The sequence below is a fragment of the Variovorax sp. FW305-3-2-15-B-LB1 genome (assembly GCF_058787635.1).
In genome coordinates, this window is sequence record NZ_JBYSZY010000019.1 from 34,468 (window position 1) to 54,188 (window position 19,721).

The window sequence follows — 19,721 nt, forward strand, 5'->3', positions numbered from 1 at the left end:
CCCCGACGAAAGTCCCCGCCAGCGCCCCGTTGCACCAGCCGCGCCAGGGAAACCTGCCGCGGCTTTTGTTTTTTCCGAAAGGTTGCGAAGAATGACTCTCAAAGAACAAATCACCGAAGACATGAAGACGGCGATGCGCGCCAAGGACTCGGAGCGCTTGGCCACCATCCGCCTGCTGCTCGCCGCCATGAAGCAGAAGGAAGTCGACGAGCGCGTGGAGCTCGACGACGCCATGGTCGTGGCCATCGTCGACAAGATGGTCAAGCAGCGCAAGGACTCGATCGCCGCGTTCACCACGGGTGGCCGCGCCGACCTGGCCGACAAGGAAGCCGCCGAGATCAAGGTGCTCGAGGTCTACCTGCCCCAGCGCATGAGCGCCGATGAAACGGCCGCCGCGGTGAAGGCCATCGTGGCCGAACTGGGCGCCTCGGGCCCCGGCGACATGGGCAAGGTGATGGGCGTGGTCAAGACGCGCCTGGCTGGCAAGGCCGACATGGGCCAGGTCAGCGCCGCGGTCAAGGCCGCCCTCACGGGCGCCTGAGGCGGCCACCGCCATGAAGAACGGCAGCAGCAGCCCGCTCGGCGCCGTCCCCGTCGCGACGATCCCGAAGGCCTGCGCCTGCCTGGTCGATGCGCAGGGCCGGCTGCTGGTGTTCCGTCATCCCGAAGACGGCAACATGCAGCTGCCCAAGGGCACCATCGAGCCCGGCGAGTCGCCCGAGGCGGCCGTGCGGCGCGAGCTGCTCGAAGAGTCGGGCCTGGTGTTCGCCGGCCGGCTCGAATCGCTGGGCACGCTGGAGCGCGAATGCGAAGCCGGCGTCGAAGGCAACACGCACCGCCATCCGCAGCGCTGGCACATCTTCCTGATGCGCGACCACCGCGCCCTGCCCGAGACCTTCGAGCACATGGCCACGGGCAGCCCGGAAGAAGAAGGCCTGGTGTTCTCGTTCTACTGGCTTGAGGCCGACGCCCCCATCGAGGACTTCGCCCTGCCCTACCGCCAGACCATCGAGCGCGTGCGCGCGGCCCTGCTGGCCGCCAGCTGACCGATCACGGGATCAGGCGGACATGACGGCGCGCAGCGCCATGTACGCCCCCAGCAGCGCCAGCCCGATCAGGAAGCAGCGCCGGAACACGGCCACCGGCAGCCGCTGCCGCAACCAGGTGCCCAGCACCATGCCGCCGACCGCCGGCACCAGCATCGCCAACGACCCGCCCAGCACCGCCGCCGGGTAGCTTCCGTTGGCCGCCAGCCCCAGGGCCAGCACCACGGTCGAGGTGGTGAACGAGATGCCCATGGCCTGGATCAGCGCATCGCGCTGGAAACCCAGGGCCTGCAGGTACGGCACGGCCGGCACCGCGAACACGCCGGTCACGGACGTCACCAGTCCCGTCGCAGCGCCCACCACGGGCCCCAGCCAGCGCGCCTGTGCGTCGCTCACGTGCAGCTGCCGCCCCGTCAGCCCCCACAACGCATAGATCACCAGCGCCACGCCGAGCGCCAGCGAGGCCCAGGCCCCGGCCGGTACGCCCAGCCACCACGCCCCGGCCAGCGTGCCCACCACCACGCCGGCCTGCATGCGACCGATGCGGCGGAACACCGCGCCGAAGCTGGCGCGCGGCCCGGTCTGCCAGAGGTTGGTGACCAGCGACGGCACGATCAGCAGCGCCGCCGCCTGTGCGGGCGACATCCACAGCGCGAGCAGCGCCATCGCCACGGTCGGCAGCCCGAGGCCGATCACGCCCTTGATCAGGCCGGCCAGCAGGAACACCGCGGCCGCCGCGGCCCACAGGCCCATCGCTTCATTGGAGATCGTCATCGCCGCGGAGTCTGCCGACCGGCGCCTTCACTGGAAATGCGGCTTTCGCGCAGCCAGCCTCAGGCGCAGGCTGAGGCTGGCGTGCTACCTTGCGGCCCATCATGCGATTCGATCTGACCGACCTGCGGCTCTTTCTCCACGTCGTCGAAGCCGGCAGCCTCACGGCCGGCGCCGGCCGCTCGCACATGACGCTGGCCTCGGCCAGCCAGCGTGTGCGCGGCATGGAAAACGCGCTCGGCACCCCGCTGCTCACGCGCCACGCACAGGGCGTTCGCCCCACCGAGGCCGGACGCACGCTGCTGCACCATGCGCGCGTCGTGCTGCAGCAGATGGAGCGGCTGCGCGGCGAACTCGGCGAGTACGGCCAGGGCCTCAAGGGCCACGTGCGCTTCATGTGCGGCACCTCGGCGCTCACCGAGCACCTGCCCGAGGTGCTGAGCCGCTTCCTGGCCGAGCATCCGCGCATCTCGGTCGACCTCGAGGAGCGCGCCAGCCCCGACACCGTGGAGGCCCTGCGCAGCGGCCTGTGCGACATCGGCATCGTCTCCGACGCCATCGAGAGCGACGGCCTCGAATGCCACCCCTTCCGCCGCGACGACCTCGTGCTGGTGATGCCGCGCGGCCACGCGCTGGCCAGCCGGCGCCGCGTGCACCTGGCCGAGGTGGTCGACAGCGAGTTCGTCGGCCTGCCCGCCGACAGCGCGCTGCAGCAGCTGATCACCGGGCACGTGCGCGCGCTCGCCAGGCACCTGGCCTACCGCGTGCGCGTGCGCAACTTCGAGGCCGTGTGCCGCATGGTCGAGTACGGCATCGGCGTGGGCATCGTGCCGCAGACCGCGGCCGAGCGCTGCGCCCGTTCGATGAAGATCGCGCGCGCCTCGCTGGCCGACCCGTGGGCCGAGCGCACGCTGATGGCCTGCGTGCGCTCGTCGGAAGATCTGCCACTGAATGCGCGGCGCATGCTCGACTACCTCACCGCGCCACCACCGCCGCCGGCGGACGCTACGCGCAAGTGACCGGCCGCCCCTGCTGCGCACGCGCCGCCACGAACGCCTCGAAGGCCTCGCCACTGGTCTTGCGCGGCACGTAGCCGAACTGGGTCTTCAGCGCGGTGTTCAGCAGCACCGGCCGGTAGCGCAGGAAGTCGAGCTGCTCGGGCCCATAGCGGCTCACGCCCAGTGCCGAGCCCGCGGCCAGCGCCGCCTGCAGCACGCCGGCCGGCCAGGCGATGGCGCGCTTGCCGAGCCGCGCAGCAATCTCGTGGATCGTGAGCGCGCCGTCGCCCGCGAGGTTGTAACAACCGGACGGCGCGCCGCCGAGCGCATGGGCGATGGCGCCGGTCACGTCCTCGTCCCACACGAACACGAAGGGGCTGTCACTGCCGCGGATGGCGATCAGCCGCTTCTTCTCGAACAGCGCCGTGATCTGGTTGTCGACGCGCTCGCCGAGGATGGTGCCGATGCGCAGCACCGTCTGCGCCAGCGCGGGATGCTGCCTGCGGCACTCGGCCAGCATCTCTTCCACCTGCCGCTTGTGGTCGGCATAGGCGAACACCGGGTTGCCGCGCAGCGGCTGCGACTCGGTGATCCAGGCCGGGTTGTCCGCGTGGTAGCCGTAGGCCGCGCCGCTGGACGACACCACGATGTGCCCCACGCCGCGCGCCACGCAGGCGTCGAGCACGTTGCGCGTGCCGCCCACGTCCACCGAATGCTCGAAGGCGCGGTTCGAGTCCTTGCCCGGCGTGACGATGGACGCGAGGTGCACCACCGTGTCGATCGCGTGTTCGGCCAGCACGTCGGCGATGCCGTCGTCGCGCACGTCCTGCTGCAGGTAGGCCACGCCGGGCAGCCGGCGCTCCGTGGGCACCTCGCGCACGTCGAGTGCCACCAGCCTTTCGAAGGAACCTTGCGCGGCCAATGCGGCGAGCACGCTGCGCCCCAGAAAACCATCGCCGCCCGTCACCAGCACGCGCCGTGCGGACGCCTTCCAGACCTCGCTCATGGCGTCGCAGGCTTGCGCCCCCACCAGCTCGCCAGCGCCAGGCCCGCGATGATGTCCCAGAAGCCCCACACGCCGGCCACCACGGCCATGCCGCCGAGCCCGCCGAAGAAGCTGAAGATCAGCACCAGCCCGAGCCCCGCGTTGCGGATGCCCACCTCGATGGCCACCGCGCGCCGGTCGTAGTCGCCCAGCCCCGAGAGCCGCGCGCACAGGTAGCCCGTGCCGAAGGCCAGCGCGTCGTGGATCACCACGGCCATCAGCACCAGTCCCACGTAGTCGAGAAAGTAGCGCCAGTTGCCCGCGATGGCGCCAACGATGAAGGCGATCAGCGCCAGGAAGCTCAGGATGCGCGCCGGCTTCTTGATGCGCGCCGTGAGCCCCGGCAGCTTGTGTGCGCAGGCCACGCCCAGCACGAAGGGAATGCCGATGATCATCACGATGTGGCCCAGCATGTCGAAGGGGTCGAGCGCGATGGTCTTGAGCAGCACCGAGGCCGTGGGATGCAGGCCGCCCCAGAACGCGAAGTTCAGCGGCATCACCACGATCGACAGCGCGTTCGAGATGGCCGTCATCGACACCGACAGCGCCACGTTGCCGCCCGCGCGGTGCGTGAGGATCTGCGAGATGTTGCCCGGCGGGCAGCAGGCCACGAGGATCATGCCCAGCGCGATGCTCGGGCCCGGCTGCAGGATCAGCGTGAGCACGAAGGTCACGGCCGGCAGCACCACGAACTGCGCACCGATGCCCACCGCCATCGCACCGGGCATGCGCGCCACGCGCCTGAAGTCGTCGATGCGCGTGTCCAGCGCAATGCCGAACATCAGGAAGCCCAGCACCACGTTGAGCAGCACCAGCGAGGCCGGATTGAAGTGCAGGCGGATCTCGTCGACAGGCAGCATGCGCGGAACCTCGTGAAGAAGGGATCGGTCGGTCAGTCAGCCAGTGCGGCAGCGGCCTGGCGCACGGCCGCGCGGTAGGTGTCCTTGTGCACGTAGTAAGCCATGCGCTCCAGCTGCAGGTACTTGAAGCCGCCCGACAGGTCGGGCGGCGGCCCCTGCACCGCCGTGCGCAGCGCCACGGCCTTGGGCGAGCCCGCCGCCTGCGCGCGGAAGTAGCGCGCCAGCAGCTCGGCCTGCTCGTAGCGCCCCTGCCAGCCGATGCCGCTGGCCTCGATCATGCCGAGCACGCCCAGCGTCTCGAAGCGCGGCGAGAAGATGTTCAGGTACAGGCGCGGTGCCATGCCCTGCCAGTTGAGCAGCTCGCGGTCGATGAACGGGTAGTGCAGCGCGTAGCCCGTGGCCGTGAGGATCAGGTCGTAGTCGCGCGCGCTGCCGTCCTTGAAATGCACGGTGCGTCCGGCGAGCCGCGCGATGTCGGCGCGCACGCCGATGTCGCCATGGCCCACGTGGTGCAGCACCAGCGAGTTCACCACCGGGTGCGACTCGTACATCTTGTAGTCGGGCTTCGGAAAACCGAAGCGCACCGGGTCGCCGGTGAACCACTGCAGCACGGTGGCGTCGACCTTCTGCTTGAGCCACGGCGGCAGCGGGCGCTTGCCGCCCAGCGTGTCGGCCGGCTTGCCGAACACGTACTTGGGCACGAAGTAGTAGCCGCGCCGCACCGAGATGTCGACGCTCTGCGCGTAGTGCACCGCATCGACCGCGATGTCGCAGCCCGAGTTGCCCGCGCCGACGATCAGCACGCGCTTGTCCTTGAACAGTTCCGCGTGCTTGTAGCGGCTGGTGTGCAGCAGCTCGCCGTCGAAGTGGCCTTCGAACTGCGGATGCTTGGGCTCGGAGAGCGTGCCGTTGGCGATCACCACGCCCTTGTATTCGTCGGTTTCCACGGTGCCGTCGGGCGCCTCGACGCTCACGCGCCAGCGCGTGTCGGGCGCGTCGCTCACCGGCTCCACACGCAGCACGCGCGTGCCGAAGCGGAAGTGCGCGCGCAGGCCGAAGCGGTCGGCAAAGTCGCTGAAGTAGCGGCGCAGCTCGCGGTGGCTCGGGTAGTCGGCCACGGTGTCGGCCATCGGAAACTCGGCGAACTCGGTGGTGCGCTTGCTCGAGATCAGGTGGGCCGAGTGGTAGACCGTGGAGCGCGGGTTGTCGATGTCCCAGAGGCCGCCCACGTCGCTGTGCGCCTCGAAGCCTTGGAACGGAACGCCAAGCTTCTGCAGATTGCGGGCGCCCGCCAGGCCCGAGGGGCCGGCGCCGATGAGGGCGATCTGTTCGTGCGTGGGAACGGTGGCGGCGGCAGCGGAAGGCGTCATCGGCGGGGAGGTTCTTTCGGGGAGTTCAGGCCGGGGATGGCGGTGGCGCCCGCCTCGCCCACGCGCGGCTTGCGCGGCTGGCCGCGCAGCAGGCGGTCGTGCAGCGGCGCGGGCAACAGGTCGAGCGCTTTCGACAGCCAGCCGATGCGCCGCGGCAGCACGATCTTTTCGCGCCGTGCGGCTAGGCCCGCCAGCAGCTGGCGCGCCGCCGCGTCGGCCTCGAGCAGCCCCGGCATCGCGAAGCGGTTGCCGGCCGTGAGCGCGGTGCGGATGTAGCCCGGGCTCACCGTGTGCACCGTGAGCCCCGTGCCGCGCAGCTCGGCGCGCAGGCTTTCGAGATAACGGATCAGGCCGCCCTTGCTCGCGCAGTAGGCGCCGTTGCCCGGCATGCCGTGCCAGCCCGCGATGCTGGCCACGCCGACAAGCGCGCCGCGGCCCTGGTCGCGCATCGGCTGCAAGAAGGGCTGGAAAGTGGTGGCCGCGCCGAGCAGGTTGATCTCGAGCATGCGGCGGAACACGGCCAGGTCATCGGCCTCGGCGGTGTCGTAGCCGCCGGCCACGCCCGCGTTGGCGATCACGAGGTCCGGCGGGCCGAAGCGCTGCATCCAGTCGGCCGCCATCGCCTGCATGGCGGGGCTGTCGGACACGTCGGGCGTGTAGGCCTTGCAGCGCCCTTCGGCTGGGGCTGCGAGTGCCGCGAGGCGGTCGGTGTCGAGCCCCACCAGCGCCACGCGCGCGCCGCCGTCGATCAGCGCACGCGCCAGCGCCTGCCCGAGGCCGCCGCAGGCACCGGTGAGAACGACATTGCGAAACGGCAAGAGCATGGGCAGGGAGGCGCGCAAGGCTGCAAGTGGCAAAACGCAGCCACTGTAGCCGCGCCCTGCCGGCGCACTCCCCAGCGTTTCCCCTTGCCCCGCGCCCTTGCGGGGCGTTCAGGCCGCTTCGGCGGCAGGGAATTCGATCTGGATCTTCACATCCGTGACGCGCCCCGCCGCCGCCTCCTCGAAGGCGGCGATGCCGTCCTCGAACGCGAAGGTGCGCGAGATGAAGGGCTTCACGTCGACCTGCCCCGACGCGATGAGCGCCAGTGCGCGCGGGAAGATGTTGGCGTAGCGGAACACCGACTCGATGCGCGCCTCCTTCGCCTGGATCGCGACGATGTCGAAAGGCACCTTGGCGGCGGGTATGCCCACCAGCACGAGGCAGCCGCCGGGGCACAGCAGGTCGAACACGTTGTCGAAGGCGCGCGCGCTGCCGCTGGCTTCGAAGACCACGTTCGCGCCCCAGCCATCGGTGAGGGCCTGCACGGTGTCGGCCAGGTTGGTGCTGCGCACGTCGACCGTCGTCACCGCCGGGTTGTGGGCGAACAGCGCCAGCTTCTCGGGCACGAGGTCGGCCAGGATCACGCGCGCCGCGCCGCCCGCGAGCGCGGCCAGCGCCGTCATCGCGCCGATGGTGCCGGCGCCGATGACCACCGCCACGTCGCCCGGCTTCAGCGCCGCCTTCTTCGCGGCCTGCAGGCCGATGGCCAGCGGCTCGACGATGGCGCCTTCGCCGAAGCTCACGTTGTCGGGCAGGCGGAAGGTGAAGGCCGCCGGGTGCACCACGTAGGGCGTGAGGCAGCCGTGGATCGGCGGCGTGGCCCAGAAGCGCACAGCCGGGTCGAGGTTGTAGAAGCCTTCGCGCACGGCGCGCGAGTCCATGTCGGGAATGCCGGGCTCCATGCAGACGCGGTCGCCGGGCTTCAGGTGGGTGACTTCGGCGCCCACCTCGGCCACCACGCCCGAGGCCTCGTGGCCGAGGATCATGGGCGCGTCGACGACGTACGGGCCGATGCCGCCGTGCTGGTAGTAATGAACATCGCTGCCGCACACGCCCACGGTGTGCATGCGGATCTTCACGTCGCGCGGGCCGACGTGCAGCGGCAGCTCGACATCGCGCAGCGTGATCTCGTGCGCCTTTTCCAGAACCAGTGCTTTCATTGCATCTTTCTCAGAGGGTTGAAATGGGGCCGCACACTCAGTGCAGCACGGCGTCCGGACGCAGCAGCGAAGCGCCCGTCGCGACATCGAACAGGTGCACCTGCTGCGCATCGGCCACGAAACGCAGCGGCTCGCCGAGCCGGGGGCCCGCGGCGGACGGCAGGAGCACGGCGATCTCTTCGCCGCCCTGCCCGACGCTCACCAGCACTTCGTTGCCGAGGTATTCGATGAGCTGGACCTCGCCTGCAAAGCCTTCGCCGTTCGCCCGGGTGGTGTCGAGGTGCAGGTGCGCGGGGCGCACGCCCAGCGTCACGCGCGCGCGGCCTTCGAGCGCGAAGCGGCGCGCATCCACGCGCACCGAACCACCGCCCCCGCGCAGCTCGCACTGCCCGCCGTCCAGGCCGTGCACCGCCATCTCCATCAGGTTCATCGGCGGCGTGCCGATGAAGCCGGCCACGAAGGCCGAGCGCGGGCGCTCGAAGATTTCCTGCGGCGTGCCGACCTGCTCGATGCGCCCGTCGCGCAGCAGCACGATGCGGTCGGCCAGCGTCATGGCCTCGTGCTGGTCGTGCGTGACGTACACGGTGGTGGTCTTCAGCGTCTGGTGCAGCTTCGCGATCTCGATGCGCATGTGATTGCGCAGCTTGGCGTCGAGGTTCGACAGCGGCTCGTCGAACAGGAACACCTTCGGCGTCTTGATCATCGCGCGCGCAATCGCCACGCGCTGCTGCTGGCCGCCCGACAGCTCGGTGGGCTTGCGCTGCAGGTAGCGCTCCAGGCCCAGCGTGTCCGACACCTCCTTGATGCGGCTGTCGATCTCGGCCTTGGGCACCTTCAGGCGCTTGAGCCCGAACGCGATGTTGTCGCGCACCGTCATGTGCGGGTACAGCGCGTAGTTCTGGAACACCATCGCGATGCCGCGCTCCTGCGGCGGCAGGTCGTTCACGCGCTGGCCGCCGATGTGCAGGTCGCCGCCGCTGATGTCTTCCAGGCCCGCGAGCATGCGCAGGATGGTCGACTTGCCGCAGCCCGAGGGGCCGAGGAACACGACGAACTCGTTGTCGGCCACGTCGAGATCGAAGGCATGGACGACCTGCGTTTCCCCGTAGCGCTTGATGAGGTGGTGACAGCGGATGGCAGACATTTTGGGTTCTGGAGAAAGGGAAGCGACGGGGTTCATTCAGCCTCCCGCTTGCGCTTGAACGCGGCATTGAGAAAACCGCTGAGCACGCCCACCATGAGCAGCGGCGGCAGCGACAGCAAAATGACCGAGGCATTCAAAATGCCCCACGGCACGTCGCGCCCGAGCTGGCTGAGCTCCGACGCCACGATGGGCAGCGTCTTGGCCTCGGAGGTGGTGAGCATCAGCGCGATGAGGAACTCGTTCCACACCAGCACGAAGCCGAAGGCGATGGCGCCCACCAGCGAGCGTGCGGCAATCGGCAGCGCGATGCGAAAGAAGATCGCGTAGGGGCCGTAGCCGTCGACGCGGCCGGCCTCTTCGACTTCCTTCGGCACCGCCTTGAAGGCCGGGATGGCGAGCCAGATCACGGTCGAGAGCGTGAGCAGCGTGTAGGTGGCGATGAGTGCGGTGCGCGAGTCGTACAGCTCGAGCTGCAGCCAGATCACCATGAGCGGAATGGCCACCGCCACCGGCGGCAGGAAGCGCATCGACAGCACGAAGAACTGGATGTCGTTGCCCCAGCGCAGCGGGTAGCGCGCCAGTGCATAGGCGGCCGGCAGGCCCAGCACCGCGCCGATGATCACCGCCGCGCCCGCCACCACGATCGAGTTGACCAGCCCCGCGGCCACGGCCTCGCGGTTCAGCACGTACAGGTAGTTGTCCAGCGTGGGCGTGAAGAAGAACTTCGGCACGGCCGAGACGATGTCGACCCGGTTCTTGAACGAGTTGAGAAAGGTCCACAGCACGGGCACGAGCGCCGAGAGCCCAGCCGCGATGAGCGCCAGCCGCGCCAGCAGCGTTCCGATGGCAAGCTTCTTCATGACGGTTTGGTCCATTTCCAGATGTAGGTGAACGCGACCGTCGAGGCGACCATCATCAGCACCGCCATGCTCGACGCGTACGAAATGCGGCCCGACTCGATGAAGCCCTGCGAGAAGGCATACATGTCGAGCGTCTCGGTCGAGATGCCGGGGCCACCGCGCGTCATCACGTAGATGAGGTCGAAGGCACGCAGCGACTCCACCATCTTCACGAAGGCCAGGCTGATGAGCGGCGCCTTCAGCATCGGCAGCGCCACGTAGGCATACACCTCCCAGGTCTTCGCGTGGTCCAGCCGCGCGGCCTCGAAGGGCTGCGGCGGCAGGGTTTCGAGCAGCTTCAGCACGATGACCCCGAAGAACAGTCCCCACTGCCACACGTCGACGAAGGCCACCGTGAGCAGCGCCAGCACCGGGTCGGCGAACAGGTCCAGCGGCTCGCCGGTGATCGCCTTGTACGGCCACGTGATGAGGCCGAACAGCGGATGGAAGGCGAACTTCCAGACGAAGGCGGCCGACACGCGCGGCAGCAGCACCGGCACGATGAACAGCATCGACAGCACCTGGCGCCAGCGCGGCGTGGCGCAGCGGTGCATCAGCGTGCCCATGAGTACGGCCAGGGCCATGGTGGCGCTGACGGTCAGCACCTCCCACACCAGCGACACGCGCACCGAGTTGAGAAAGCGCCGGTCGGAGAACAGCTGCACGTAGTTGCTGAACCAGACCCAGCCGGTGTCGGCCTGGCCCAGCTCGCGGTCCTGCAGCGAGATGGCGATGGCGAACACCGTCGGCACCAGCGCCAGGACGGCCAGCACGAGCAGCCCCGGCCCGATGAACACGGCCGGCAGCCGTGTGGTGTGGGAACGCATGCTCACTTCTTGCGACGCGCGATCAGCTGCTTGGCATAGGCGTCGAGTTCGTCGAGCCCGCCCTGGATGTCGGTGCGCGAGCCGGTGATCAACTCTTCCAGAATGATCCCCCAGCGGTCGCCCAGGTCAGGCCAGGCCGGGTCTTGCCAGAAGTTCACGGCCGTGACCTTGCCGGTGTCGGCCAGCGCCTTGCCCAGGTCGGCGCCATAGCGCTTGGCGAACTCGGGGCTGCCGAGCACGCTGGTGCGGTTGAGTTCGCCGAACTGGCCTTGCGCCAGGCGGCGCTGCTCGTTCTCCTTGGACGTGGCCCAGGCGATGAACAGGCCCGCGCACTTCTTGGCCTCTTCGGTCTTGTTGGCGCGCGCGCCGATGGCCAGGCCGTGGCCGTAGCCGCCGCCGGTGAGCGGCGCGGGCGGCACGGCGTAGGCGATCTTGCCGACCACGGTCGACATCTTCGGGTCGAGCGCGTTGCCCGCCAGCGGTGTCGACTCGACCAGGATCGCGACCTTGCCGGCCAGGAAGGCGCCGGTGGATTCGTCCCATCCGCCCGTCTTGGTGCCGGGCGCGGAGTACTTGAAGAGGTCCAGGTAGGTCTGGGTCGCCTTCACGGCGGCGGGCGAGTTGAAGACCGGCTTGTCGCCGTCGAACCACTGGCCGCCGTAGCCGCGGAAGAACGGCATCCAGCGCCACACGTTGGCGCCCGAGCCGCGCTGGCCGCGCAGCGCCACGCCGTAGACGCCGTTGGCCGGGTCGTTGAGCTTCTTCACGGCCGCCACGAACTCGTCGAGCGTGGCCGGCGGCTTGATGCCCGCCTTCTCGAGCAGGTCCTTGCGGTAGACCATGAGGTCGCCGCCGCCGGTCAGCGGCGCAAACCAGGCCTGGCCGGCGAAGGTCGCGACCTTCTGGCGGCCGGCGTCGAAGTCGGCGTAGTCGTAGCTGGCCGGGTAGTACGGCGTGAGCGGCACGATCCACTTGGACTGGACGAACTGCGCCACGTTGGCCTCGTCGACGTAGTACACGTGGTACTTGCCGACCGTGGACGCATCGGCGCGCGACTTGGCGCGGCGGTCGTTCTCGTTGAGGTTGTCGATGCTGAACGAGGCACCGCTCAGGCGCTTGAACTCGTCCTTGGATTTCTCGAGCAACGTCAGGCCTTCGCGCGGTTGCGACAGGACGCGCACGTCCTCCTTGCAGACCTGCGCCAGCGCGGCGGGCGCCAGCGCGGCCAGCACCAGCGCGAGGCCGGCCAGACGGTGGGAATGCGGAATCGGCATGCTTGTCTCCTTCGTTGTTCGTGCAAATTGCCGGCGAAATGCCGGCAAATGCAACGAGACGAAGGTTAGGAGGCCGATCCGAAGGGCCTCCTACATGCCCACCGGGCACCTGATACTTTGCTGCCAAGCCGTCTCGGGGTTTAGCCCAAGAGGCAAGTACGTATCAGTCGGCCATCAGGCAGCGAGTGGCGTGTGCTGCGCGCTGCGCAGGCCGAAACGCTCCTGCGCCTGCTGCCGGTAGGCCGAGGGCGTCATGCCCTTGAGCTGCAGGAAGCGACGGTTGAAGTTCGCGAGGTTCGAGAAACCGACCTCGTAGCAGATGTCGCTCACCAGCCGGTCGGACACCTGCAGCATCTCGCAGGCCTTGGTGATGCGCAGCCGCGTGACGAAATCGGTGAAGGTGCTGCCCATGTGCTTGTGGAAATAGCGCGAGAAGCTGCTCTCGGCCATGTTGGCGACGCCGCACACGGTGGGCAGCGAGAGCTCTTCGGCCAGGTGGGCGTGCAGGTAGTCGAGCACGCGGCGCATGCGGGTGTTGGCCGTGGGGTCCTCGTCGCTCGGGTCGGCGTTGCTCGAGATCTGGCGCCAGTCGCTCCAGCTGGCGAGTTCGTGCAACAGGCCGATGAACTCCGACAGCCGGGCCATGCCCTTTTGCTTCTGCACGCGCACGAAGCGCTCGCGCACGAGGTCGCCGATGCCGAAGAACTCGATGCCCAGCTTGGCACGGTCGAGCATCGGCAGCACCGTCTCCAGCTCGGGGAACAGGTCGACGCCCTGGCGCAGGGGCGCGTCGCGGAAGTGGATCACCATGCTGCGGTCGGCCACGCCCTCGGGCGGCACGTCGTGCGAGATCCAGGTGTGCGGCAGCCGCGCGCCCACCAGGGCGACATAGCCGGGCTCGAAGCGGCCGATGTGGTTGCCGACGAAGGCGTCGCCGCTGGTGCGGTTGATGCACTGCAGCTCGTACTCGTCGTGGTAGTGCCAGCAGTCGAAGGGCCAGGGCACGCCGTGCTGCAGGCAGCGCACCGAACTGCTGCCCGCCGGCTCGAAGCCCAGGCGCGGGTCACGCAGCAGTTCGTGTTCGAGGGCCGGCTTGCGTACGGCGCTGTGTTTGCTCATGTCCTGTCCCCCTGTCCTTGAATGGAGGGGTCGTCGAGCCAGCGCCGTTGCGAGCGGCAGCGCCTGTCAGGCGCCCGCCACCTTCATGCGGTTGACCAGGATCGACCCCGTGGTTTTTGCGCCGAAAGTGTAAGCATCTGCGCCAATCGCTTCAATTCCCATCAGCATCTGACGCAAATTGCCGGCAATCGTGATTTCCTGCACCGGATAGGCGATGCGGCCGTTTTCCACCCAGAAACCGCTGGCGCCGCGCGAATAGTCGCCGGTCACGTAGTTGACGCCCTGCCCCATCAGCTCGATCACGAACAGGCCGGTGCCGAGCTTGGCGAGCATGGCGTCGAGGTCGTCGCCGTGCTTCGTGAGGCGCGAGCTCAGCGTCAGGTTGTGCGAGCCGCCGGCGTTGCCGGTGGTCTTCATGCCCAGTTTGCGCGCCGAGTAGGTCGAGAGAAAGTAGCCTTCGAGGCGGCCGGCATCGACCACCTTGCGGGCGCGGGTGATCACGCCTTCGTCGTCGAAGGGCGAGCTGCCCTTGCCGCGCAGCACGTGCGGGTCTTCGGCCACGTCGACGTGCTTGGGCAGCACCGGCTTGCCCAGCGAATCGAGCAGGAAGGTGCTCTTGCGGTACAGCGCCCCGCCGCTCACGGCCTGCACCAGCCCGCCCAGCAGGCCCACGGCCAGCGGCGACTCGAACAGCACCGGGCATTCGGTGGTCTTGATCTTGCGCGACTTCAGGCGGCTGAGCGCCCGTTCGGCGGCGTAGCGGCCCACGGCCTGCGGGCTGGCCAGTTCGTCGGCCGAGCGCATCGAGCTGTACCAGGCGTCGCGCTGCATGTCGTCGCCCTTGCCGGCGATGGGCGCCACCGAAATCGAGTGCCGCGAGCTGGCGTAGCCGCCGCGAAAGCCGTGCGTGTGGGCGCTGAAGAAGTGGCTCTGCTGCGCCGAGACGCCGGCGCCTTCGCTGTTGGTGATGCGCTTGTCGGTCGACAGCGCCGCCGCCTCGCACTCCAGCGCCAGCTTGGCGGCCTGCTCGCTCGTCACGTCCCAGGGGTGGAACAGGTCGAGCTCGGGCTGCACCTTGGCGATGTCTTCCTCGTCGGGCAGGCCGCTCACCGGGTCTTCGGCCGTGAAGCGGGCGATGTCGTAGGCCGCCTGCACCGTGCGGGCGATGGCCGCCTCGGAAAAGTCGGAGGTGCTGGCGTTGCCGCGGCGGTGGCCCACGTAGACCGTGATGCCCAACGACTTGTCGCGGTTGCGCTCGACGTTCTCGAGCTCGCCCTTGCGCACCGAGACGCTCAGGCCGCAGCCCTCGGAGGCCTCGGCGCCGGCGTCGGTGGCCCCGAGCTTTTTGGCGTGGGCCAGGGCCGAATCGACCAGGTTTTCGAAGAAGGAGCGGCTGTAGGCGAAGCCGGAATCGGCGCGCGAGGAGGATGTCGTCATGTGGTGGCTATGATACTTGCGCCCCCTGTTTCACGTTTTCCCTTCCGCGCCCCCTGTGCGCGTTGCAGCGCCGCACGGCGCGGCCCAGAATCCACCCCATGTCCCGCAAACCCAAAAAAGGCTATTTCGTCCGTGGCCACTTCGTTGCCGAAGGCAGCGAACTCGACCTGGAGCTCAAGCGCGAGCTCAAGGGCGGCACCGACGAAGCCAGTCGCACCGAACTCAAGCGCGAGAGCGCCGAACTGCAGAAACTGGGCGAAGAATTGCTCACCCTGCGCGCCGGCCTGTTCGACGCCCTCCCGCTGAGCGAGAAACTGGTCGATGCCATCGCCGAGGCGAAACGCATCACCAATTTCGAGGGCAAGCGCCGCCAGATGCAGTTCATCGGCAAGCTCATGCGCGCCCTTGACCCCGAGGTGCTCGAGGCCGTGAAGCAGGCGCTGACCGAGCAGAACACCGTGCCGGCCGCCGAAGCCGCCGCGCTGCATGAGGCCGAACGCTGGCGCGAACGCCTCATCGCCGACGACGACGCCCTCGGCGGCTGGATCGAAACCCACCCCGCCACCGACTCCCAGCAGCTGCGCGCCCTCGTGCGCCAGGCCCGCAAGGACCTGAAGTCCGGCCCCGCCGGCGAAGCACCGCGCCAGGGCAAGGCCTACCGCGAGATTTTCCAGCTCGTGCGCGCGCAACTCGCGGTGCACGGCGGCGACGACCACGCCGAAGCGGCTGCGGCGCAAGACCGGGAAGAAGACGCATGAGCGAAGGCTTCGATTCGGTCCGCATCGGCATCGTCTCCATCAGCGACCGCGCCTCCAGCGGCACCTACGAAGACAAGGGCCTGCCCGCGCTCAAGGAATGGCTGGGCCGCGCGCTGAAGAACCCCCTCGAATTCGAAGCCCGCCTGATCCCCGACGAGACTGCGCGCATCAGCGCCACGCTCATCGAGCTGGTCGATGCCGGCTGCTCGCTCGTGCTCACCACCGGCGGCACCGGCCCCGCGCTGCGCGACGTGACGCCCGAGGCCACGCTGGCCGTGGCCCACAAGGAAATGCCCGGCTTCGGCGAACAGATGCGCCAGATCAGCCTGCGCTTCGTGCCGACCGCCATCCTCTCGCGGCAGGTGGCTGTCATCCGCGACCAGAGTCTCGTCATCAACCTGCCGGGCCAGCCCAAGTCGATCGCCGAGACGCTCGAAGGGCTGAAGGACGCCGACGGCACGCAGCTCGTGCCCGGCATCTTCGCCGCCGTGCCCTACTGCATCGACCTGATCGGCGGGCCGTACCTCGAGACCGACGACACGGTCTGCAAGGCCTTCCGGCCCAAGTCGGCGATCCGCGCCGCGCGCTGAGCCTCCCCGCCGCCGGTTCTCGCGCGGCGGCTTTCACCGATGACTTTCTGCTTCGCCGACGCGCGAAGGGCGCGCTCGCGTCCGCATCGGGGACAGGCACGCCGCGGCCTGCCGTGCGCCGCCGTCGCCCGCCCCGGCTTTTATCGGACCCGTCCGATGGTTCCGCCCCCCTGTTCTTCCTAGAGTTCCTGACGCCCGGGCCGCCGGATCGAACAGCGTGAATTCGCTGCCCGATCCGATCTTTCTTTCCCTTTTCAGAGCATAGGAACTGCATGGCATCCAAAAAGGCAAACGTCTTCATCGACAACAGCCCGAGCATCGATCAGATAGCACGCGCACAGGTCTTCGCACCACAGCCGCCCACCATGGACAGCGTCATCGACGACGCAGGCGACATCATGGGCACCCTCGCCTCCGGCGGCGTCACGGACGATCGTCAACCCGAGTTCCAGGGCCAGGGCACGCCGGGCGACACCATCCTCATCAGGAACAACGGCGTTGAGATCGGCCAGACCGTCGTGGACGACGACGGCCAATGGGCCTTCACGCCGTCGACCGACATGAATGAAGGCCACCACGTCATCACCATCGTGGCGCGCGACCCCGCCGGCGACGAGAGCGAACCTTCGGGCCCGTTCAATTTCGAGATCGACGTCACGCCACCCAACGCGAGCAAACTGGCCATCACCGGCGTCCTCGACACCGCAGGCGGCATCACCGGCAACGTGGCCGCCGGCAAGACCACCGACGACACCCGCCCGCTGCTCACCGGCACAAGCACCGGCCAGCCCGGCCACACCGTCACGGTGATGGTCAGGGACAGCACCGGCACCCATGCGCTGGGTGAAGCCGTCGTCGGCGACGACGGCCAGTGGTCGCTGCAGGTCATCTCGCCACTGGCCGCGGGCCTGAACACCTTCACGCTCGTGGAGAAAGACGCAGCGGGCAACGAGACGGCGCCGACGGGGCGCTACCAGGTGACCATCGACACCAGCAAGCCGGCGCCCCCGGTGATCGAGCACGTCTACGACGACGTGGGCGTGCCCCACATGCTGGCCCCCGGCGAGGTCACCAACGACGCCCGGCCGACCCTGCACGGCACGGCCCAGCCCGGCCATACCGTGTCGTTCCACGACGGCACCACCTTCCTGGGCAGCACCCAGACCGGCGCCGACGGCACCTGGGCGTTCACGCCCAAAGACAACCTGAGCGAGGGTGCGCACCACATCACCGCCACGGCCACCGGCCCGGTGGGCCAGACCGGCGACGCGAGCAACGGCTGGCACTTCGAGGTCGACACCCTGGCGCCCACGCAGACCCCCTCCGTCTCGGGCATCGGCAAGGACAGCGGCATGAACGCCGACGACCACGCCACCAACGACGGCAGCGCGGGGCGCCTCATGACGGGCCGCCTGGGCGCATCGCTCGCGGCCGGCGAGACCTTGCAGGTGTCCACCGACGGCGGCCAGACCTGGAAGACCGCCTTCGTGAGCGGCACCCAATGGAGTGCCCAGGACGACCAAAGCCATGCGGGCGACTGGACCGTGCAGACGCGCGTGGTGGACCTGGCCGGCAACGTGGGACCGGTGAACTCGCAGGCGGTGGCCCTGGACACCGCCACGCCCCACGCACCCACTGCGGTCGTGCTGGGCAACGGGCAAGTGACCGTGAGCTTCGACAAGGCCGCGGTGTCGCCGGGCGACCGGATTCACCTGCTCAACGGCAAGCAGAACAAGGGCAACGCCGGCGACGCAGTGTCACTGCTCGACCTGCTGCCCAACGGCACCGACCCGGGCGACTGGGCCCAGGGCGCCAACGTGACCATCGATGGCGTGGTCTACGAGGTGTATCAGCACTCGGGCTTCAAGGCCGACCTGCTGGTGCAGCAGGGCGTGACGGTCACGCTGCAGATCAGCATCGACCGCGTGATGGACGACGTGGGCGCGATCACCGGCGCCATCGACAAGGGCGGCTTCACCGACGACACCACCCCCACGCTGAACGGCAAGGCCACCGCCCATGGCACCGTGAAGGTGTACGACGGCAGCACCCTGCTGGGCTCGGCCGTGGCCGACGCCAAGGGCCACTGGAGCTTCACGCCGGACACGCCGTTGAGCGAAGGGCTGCACAGTCTGAGCGCTACCGTGACGCCGGTGGGCGGCAACGAAGGCGCCCGCACCGCGGTGTTCGAGCTGACTGTGGACACGACGCCGCCGGCCACGGCGCCGACGATCACGGGGGCCTACGACGACGTGGGAATCAGCCAAGGCAACGTACCCAGCGGAGGCAGCACGGACGACAGACGCCCGACCTTCAGTGGCACGGGCATGGCCGGTTGCGTGATTACGGTCAAGAACGGCAACGCCGTGATCGGAACCGCCACGGTGGGTAGCGACGGCAAGTGGTCGCTGACACCCAGCAGCGACCTGACGCTGGGCAACTACAGCTTCGTCGCGACGCAGTCCGATCAGGCCGGAAATGCGAGCCCGGGTTCGGGGCCGTACAACCTGGGGATCGGGAATGCTTTGACCCACATGGAAGACTTCGAGTCCATGGCGTATGAACAACTCTGGTCACAGGTAATCACAACCACTCACGGTCTCAAAATCAAGTGTGAGTACGCAAAATGGGATGGTCGCCCCGCCATTTACCCTGCAGGGGCCTACGCTGACGGGTCCGCGGATGGAAAATTTTTCCTGGCTCTTGGCTACCTATCGCAAACACGAATCGATTTTGGCCCCGGAGGAGTTGATGTTCTTCAATATCGCCTCCATACCCAGCAGCGAACCCCCGCAGACCATAGGGTCTACTATTTCGATGATCAAGATACCTTGCTGTCGTGGGTCTCCGTCCGTCCCGACTCCCCCGGCGGGAACGACTATTCGTTCGCCGCACCTCCCGGCAAAACAGTGGCCTATATGAAGATAGACGCTGGAGGGGTCGTGGGGATTGACAACATTGAGTGGTCAACGCTCACCGTCCCTGCTTCCAGCCCGGCGGCACAAGACCCGGAAGCTACTGCTGCAACGGGCAACGGCGCCGAGGCGCTGGTCAACGCGAGCTCGCCATTCACCAACAGCAACGACAAGATCATCGCCAAGCTCGGCTTCGCCGACCGCCTCGAAGGCGGCGCCGGCAACGACACCTTCATCAATGTCGGCACGAGCGATGTGGTGCATGGCGGCGCAGGCGACGACACGATCCGCATCAACAGCGGCGACTTCGCGCGCCTCGACGGCGGCCTGGGCATCGACACCCTCGTCATGGACGGCAAGGCGATGCACATCGACCTGTCGGCCCTCGGGGCCAAGGTGCAGGGCTTCGAGAAGTTCGACCTGGGCGCAGGCGGCAACACGCTGGCGCTGAGCGCGCAAGACCTGCTGGCCGGTGGCGCACGCGACATGGTCTCGGCCGACGGCAAGGTGCAGATGTTGGTCAACGGCGCCAACGGTGATGTGAACCTGCTCGGCGGCGACGACGGCTGGACCCTGGGCAATGCAGCCACCGTCGGCGGCGTGACCTACAGCGTCTACACCAACCTCGCCGGCACCGCCGAGCTGCTGGTCGAGGACAAGGTCCACGTGACCATCCTCTAAGCCTG

General features: G+C 68.5%; 18 protein-coding genes. 6 read left to right on the forward strand and 12 right to left on the reverse strand.

Annotation, left to right across the window (positions count from 1 at the left end):
• Window positions 1–91 precede the first annotated feature (91 nt).
• Together AC3WQR_RS14265 and AC3WQR_RS14270 are read left to right on the forward strand one after the other, a co-directional pair.
• Window positions 92–541, forward strand: a complete 450-nt coding sequence (locus AC3WQR_RS14265) for a GatB/YqeY domain-containing protein (protein WP_062476513.1) — start codon at window positions 92–94, stop codon at window positions 539–541.
• A 13-nt stretch (window positions 542–554) separates the two neighbouring features.
• Entirely contained in the window at window positions 555–1,046 is a 492-nt protein-coding gene (locus AC3WQR_RS14270; RefSeq protein WP_447745858.1) for an NUDIX domain-containing protein, read from the forward strand.
• A gap of 12 nt (window positions 1,047–1,058) precedes the next feature.
• Here AC3WQR_RS14270 and AC3WQR_RS14275 read toward each other — a convergent pair whose 3' ends face one another.
• Window positions 1,059–1,820, reverse strand: coding sequence for a sulfite exporter TauE/SafE family protein (locus tag AC3WQR_RS14275; protein WP_447745861.1), 762 nt, complete (start codon window positions 1,818–1,820; stop codon window positions 1,059–1,061).
• Between the two features lie 101 nt (window positions 1,821–1,921).
• On the opposite strand from AC3WQR_RS14275, the gene AC3WQR_RS14280 reads away from it, so the two are divergent.
• Window positions 1,922–2,836 carry a LysR family transcriptional regulator gene (locus tag AC3WQR_RS14280; protein WP_447745864.1) on the forward strand — a complete coding sequence of 305 codons (915 nt, stop codon included), beginning with the start codon at window positions 1,922–1,924 and terminating at the stop codon, window positions 2,834–2,836.
• Here AC3WQR_RS14280 and AC3WQR_RS14285 read toward each other — a convergent pair.
• The 11 genes from AC3WQR_RS14285 to pmbA all read right to left on the reverse strand — a co-directional run bounded on the left by AC3WQR_RS14285 (window position 2,823) and on the right by pmbA (window position 14,772).
• Window positions 2,823–3,821: an SDR family oxidoreductase gene (locus AC3WQR_RS14285; protein WP_447745866.1), complete on the reverse strand. Its 999-nt coding sequence runs from the start codon at window positions 3,819–3,821 to the stop codon at window positions 2,823–2,825. The two genes, AC3WQR_RS14280 and AC3WQR_RS14285, sit on opposite strands and share 14 nt — an antisense overlap.
• A complete protein-coding gene (locus AC3WQR_RS14290) occupies window positions 3,818–4,720 on the reverse strand; it encodes a bile acid:sodium symporter family protein (protein WP_095949103.1) in 903 nt (300 codons plus the stop codon). Before AC3WQR_RS14290 ends, AC3WQR_RS14285 begins: the two co-directional genes overlap by 4 nt.
• A 32-nt stretch (window positions 4,721–4,752) precedes the next feature.
• Complete coding sequence (locus AC3WQR_RS14295) at window positions 4,753–6,090, reverse strand: flavin-containing monooxygenase (protein WP_447745872.1); 1,338 nt, start codon at window positions 6,088–6,090, stop codon at window positions 4,753–4,755.
• Window positions 6,087–6,914: an SDR family oxidoreductase gene (locus AC3WQR_RS14300; RefSeq protein WP_492742448.1), complete on the reverse strand. Its 828-nt coding sequence runs from the start codon at window positions 6,912–6,914 to the stop codon at window positions 6,087–6,089. Before AC3WQR_RS14300 ends, AC3WQR_RS14295 begins: the two co-directional genes overlap by 4 nt.
• 108 nt (window positions 6,915–7,022) lie before the next feature.
• On the reverse strand, window positions 7,023–8,072 hold the full coding sequence (locus AC3WQR_RS14305; RefSeq protein WP_447745877.1) for an NAD(P)-dependent alcohol dehydrogenase: 1,050 nt from the start codon (window positions 8,070–8,072) through the stop codon (window positions 7,023–7,025).
• 37 nt (window positions 8,073–8,109) lie between these two features.
• Entirely contained in the window at window positions 8,110–9,216 is a 1,107-nt protein-coding gene (locus tag AC3WQR_RS14310; RefSeq protein ID WP_447745879.1) for an ABC transporter ATP-binding protein, read from the reverse strand.
• A gap of 32 nt (window positions 9,217–9,248) precedes the next feature.
• Window positions 9,249–10,061 carry a carbohydrate ABC transporter permease gene (locus AC3WQR_RS14315; RefSeq protein WP_354345133.1) on the reverse strand — a complete coding sequence of 271 codons (813 nt, stop codon included), beginning with the start codon at window positions 10,059–10,061 and terminating at the stop codon, window positions 9,249–9,251.
• 11 nt (window positions 10,062–10,072) lie between these two features.
• Window positions 10,073–10,942 carry a carbohydrate ABC transporter permease gene (locus AC3WQR_RS14320; RefSeq protein ID WP_159276062.1) on the reverse strand — a complete coding sequence of 290 codons (870 nt, stop codon included), beginning with the start codon at window positions 10,940–10,942 and terminating at the stop codon, window positions 10,073–10,075.
• A 2-nt stretch (window positions 10,943–10,944) separates the two neighbouring features.
• Entirely contained in the window at window positions 10,945–12,216 is a 1,272-nt protein-coding gene (locus AC3WQR_RS14325) for an ABC transporter substrate-binding protein (protein WP_095949109.1), read from the reverse strand.
• Window positions 12,217–12,390: 174 nt separating this feature from the next.
• Entirely contained in the window at window positions 12,391–13,335 is a 945-nt protein-coding gene (locus AC3WQR_RS14330; RefSeq protein WP_062476487.1) for a helix-turn-helix domain-containing protein, read from the reverse strand.
• Window positions 13,336–13,401: 66 nt separating this feature from the next.
• Window positions 13,402–14,772, reverse strand: coding sequence for a metalloprotease PmbA (pmbA, locus tag AC3WQR_RS14335; protein WP_062476484.1), 1,371 nt, complete (start codon window positions 14,770–14,772; stop codon window positions 13,402–13,404).
• Between the two features lie 98 nt (window positions 14,773–14,870).
• On the opposite strand from pmbA, the gene yjgA reads away from it, so the two are divergent.
• From yjgA to AC3WQR_RS14350, 3 genes are all read left to right on the forward strand, one after another.
• Window positions 14,871–15,530, forward strand: coding sequence for a ribosome biogenesis factor YjgA (gene yjgA / locus AC3WQR_RS14340; RefSeq protein ID WP_062476481.1), 660 nt, complete (start codon window positions 14,871–14,873; stop codon window positions 15,528–15,530).
• Window positions 15,527–16,120, forward strand: coding sequence for a molybdopterin adenylyltransferase (mog, locus tag AC3WQR_RS14345; protein ID WP_447745883.1), 594 nt, complete (start codon window positions 15,527–15,529; stop codon window positions 16,118–16,120). The genes yjgA and mog overlap by 4 nt, the downstream gene beginning before the upstream one ends.
• A gap of 365 nt (window positions 16,121–16,485) precedes the next feature.
• A complete protein-coding gene (locus AC3WQR_RS14350; protein ID WP_492742449.1) occupies window positions 16,486–19,716 on the forward strand; it encodes an Ig-like domain-containing protein in 3,231 nt (1,076 codons plus the stop codon).
• Window positions 19,717–19,721 lie beyond the last annotated feature (5 nt).

What these genes read in the sequence shown, in the direction of transcription:
- AC3WQR_RS14280 (WP_447745864.1), top strand. Translation starts at nt 1,922, where the DNA reads ATGCGATTCGATCTGACCGACCTGCGGCTCTTTCTCCACGTCGTCGAA.
- AC3WQR_RS14300 (WP_492742448.1), bottom strand. Translation starts at nt 6,914, where the DNA reads ATGCTCTTGCCGTTTCGCAATGTCGTTCTCACCGGTGCCTGCGGCGGC.
- AC3WQR_RS14275 (WP_447745861.1), bottom strand. Translation starts at nt 1,820, where the DNA reads ATGACGATCTCCAATGAAGCGATGGGCCTGTGGGCCGCGGCGGCCGCG.
- AC3WQR_RS14295 (WP_447745872.1), bottom strand. Translation starts at nt 6,090, where the DNA reads ATGACGCCTTCCGCTGCCGCCGCCACCGTTCCCACGCACGAACAGATC.
- AC3WQR_RS14320 (WP_159276062.1), bottom strand. Translation starts at nt 10,942, where the DNA reads ATGCGTTCCCACACCACACGGCTGCCGGCCGTGTTCATCGGGCCGGGG.
- pmbA (WP_062476484.1), bottom strand. Translation starts at nt 14,772, where the DNA reads ATGACGACATCCTCCTCGCGCGCCGATTCCGGCTTCGCCTACAGCCGC.
- AC3WQR_RS14285 (WP_447745866.1), bottom strand. Translation starts at nt 3,821, where the DNA reads ATGAGCGAGGTCTGGAAGGCGTCCGCACGGCGCGTGCTGGTGACGGGC.
- AC3WQR_RS14310 (WP_447745879.1), bottom strand. Translation starts at nt 9,216, where the DNA reads ATGTCTGCCATCCGCTGTCACCACCTCATCAAGCGCTACGGGGAAACG.
- AC3WQR_RS14270 (WP_447745858.1), top strand. Translation starts at nt 555, where the DNA reads ATGAAGAACGGCAGCAGCAGCCCGCTCGGCGCCGTCCCCGTCGCGACG.
- AC3WQR_RS14265 (WP_062476513.1), top strand. Translation starts at nt 92, where the DNA reads ATGACTCTCAAAGAACAAATCACCGAAGACATGAAGACGGCGATGCGC.
- AC3WQR_RS14290 (WP_095949103.1), bottom strand. Translation starts at nt 4,720, where the DNA reads ATGCTGCCTGTCGACGAGATCCGCCTGCACTTCAATCCGGCCTCGCTG.
- AC3WQR_RS14330 (WP_062476487.1), bottom strand. Translation starts at nt 13,335, where the DNA reads ATGAGCAAACACAGCGCCGTACGCAAGCCGGCCCTCGAACACGAACTG.
- AC3WQR_RS14305 (WP_447745877.1), bottom strand. Translation starts at nt 8,072, where the DNA reads ATGAAAGCACTGGTTCTGGAAAAGGCGCACGAGATCACGCTGCGCGAT.
- yjgA (WP_062476481.1), top strand. Translation starts at nt 14,871, where the DNA reads ATGTCCCGCAAACCCAAAAAAGGCTATTTCGTCCGTGGCCACTTCGTT.
- AC3WQR_RS14350 (WP_492742449.1), top strand. Translation starts at nt 16,486, where the DNA reads ATGGACAGCGTCATCGACGACGCAGGCGACATCATGGGCACCCTCGCC.
- mog (WP_447745883.1), top strand. Translation starts at nt 15,527, where the DNA reads ATGAGCGAAGGCTTCGATTCGGTCCGCATCGGCATCGTCTCCATCAGC.
- AC3WQR_RS14325 (WP_095949109.1), bottom strand. Translation starts at nt 12,216, where the DNA reads ATGCCGATTCCGCATTCCCACCGTCTGGCCGGCCTCGCGCTGGTGCTG.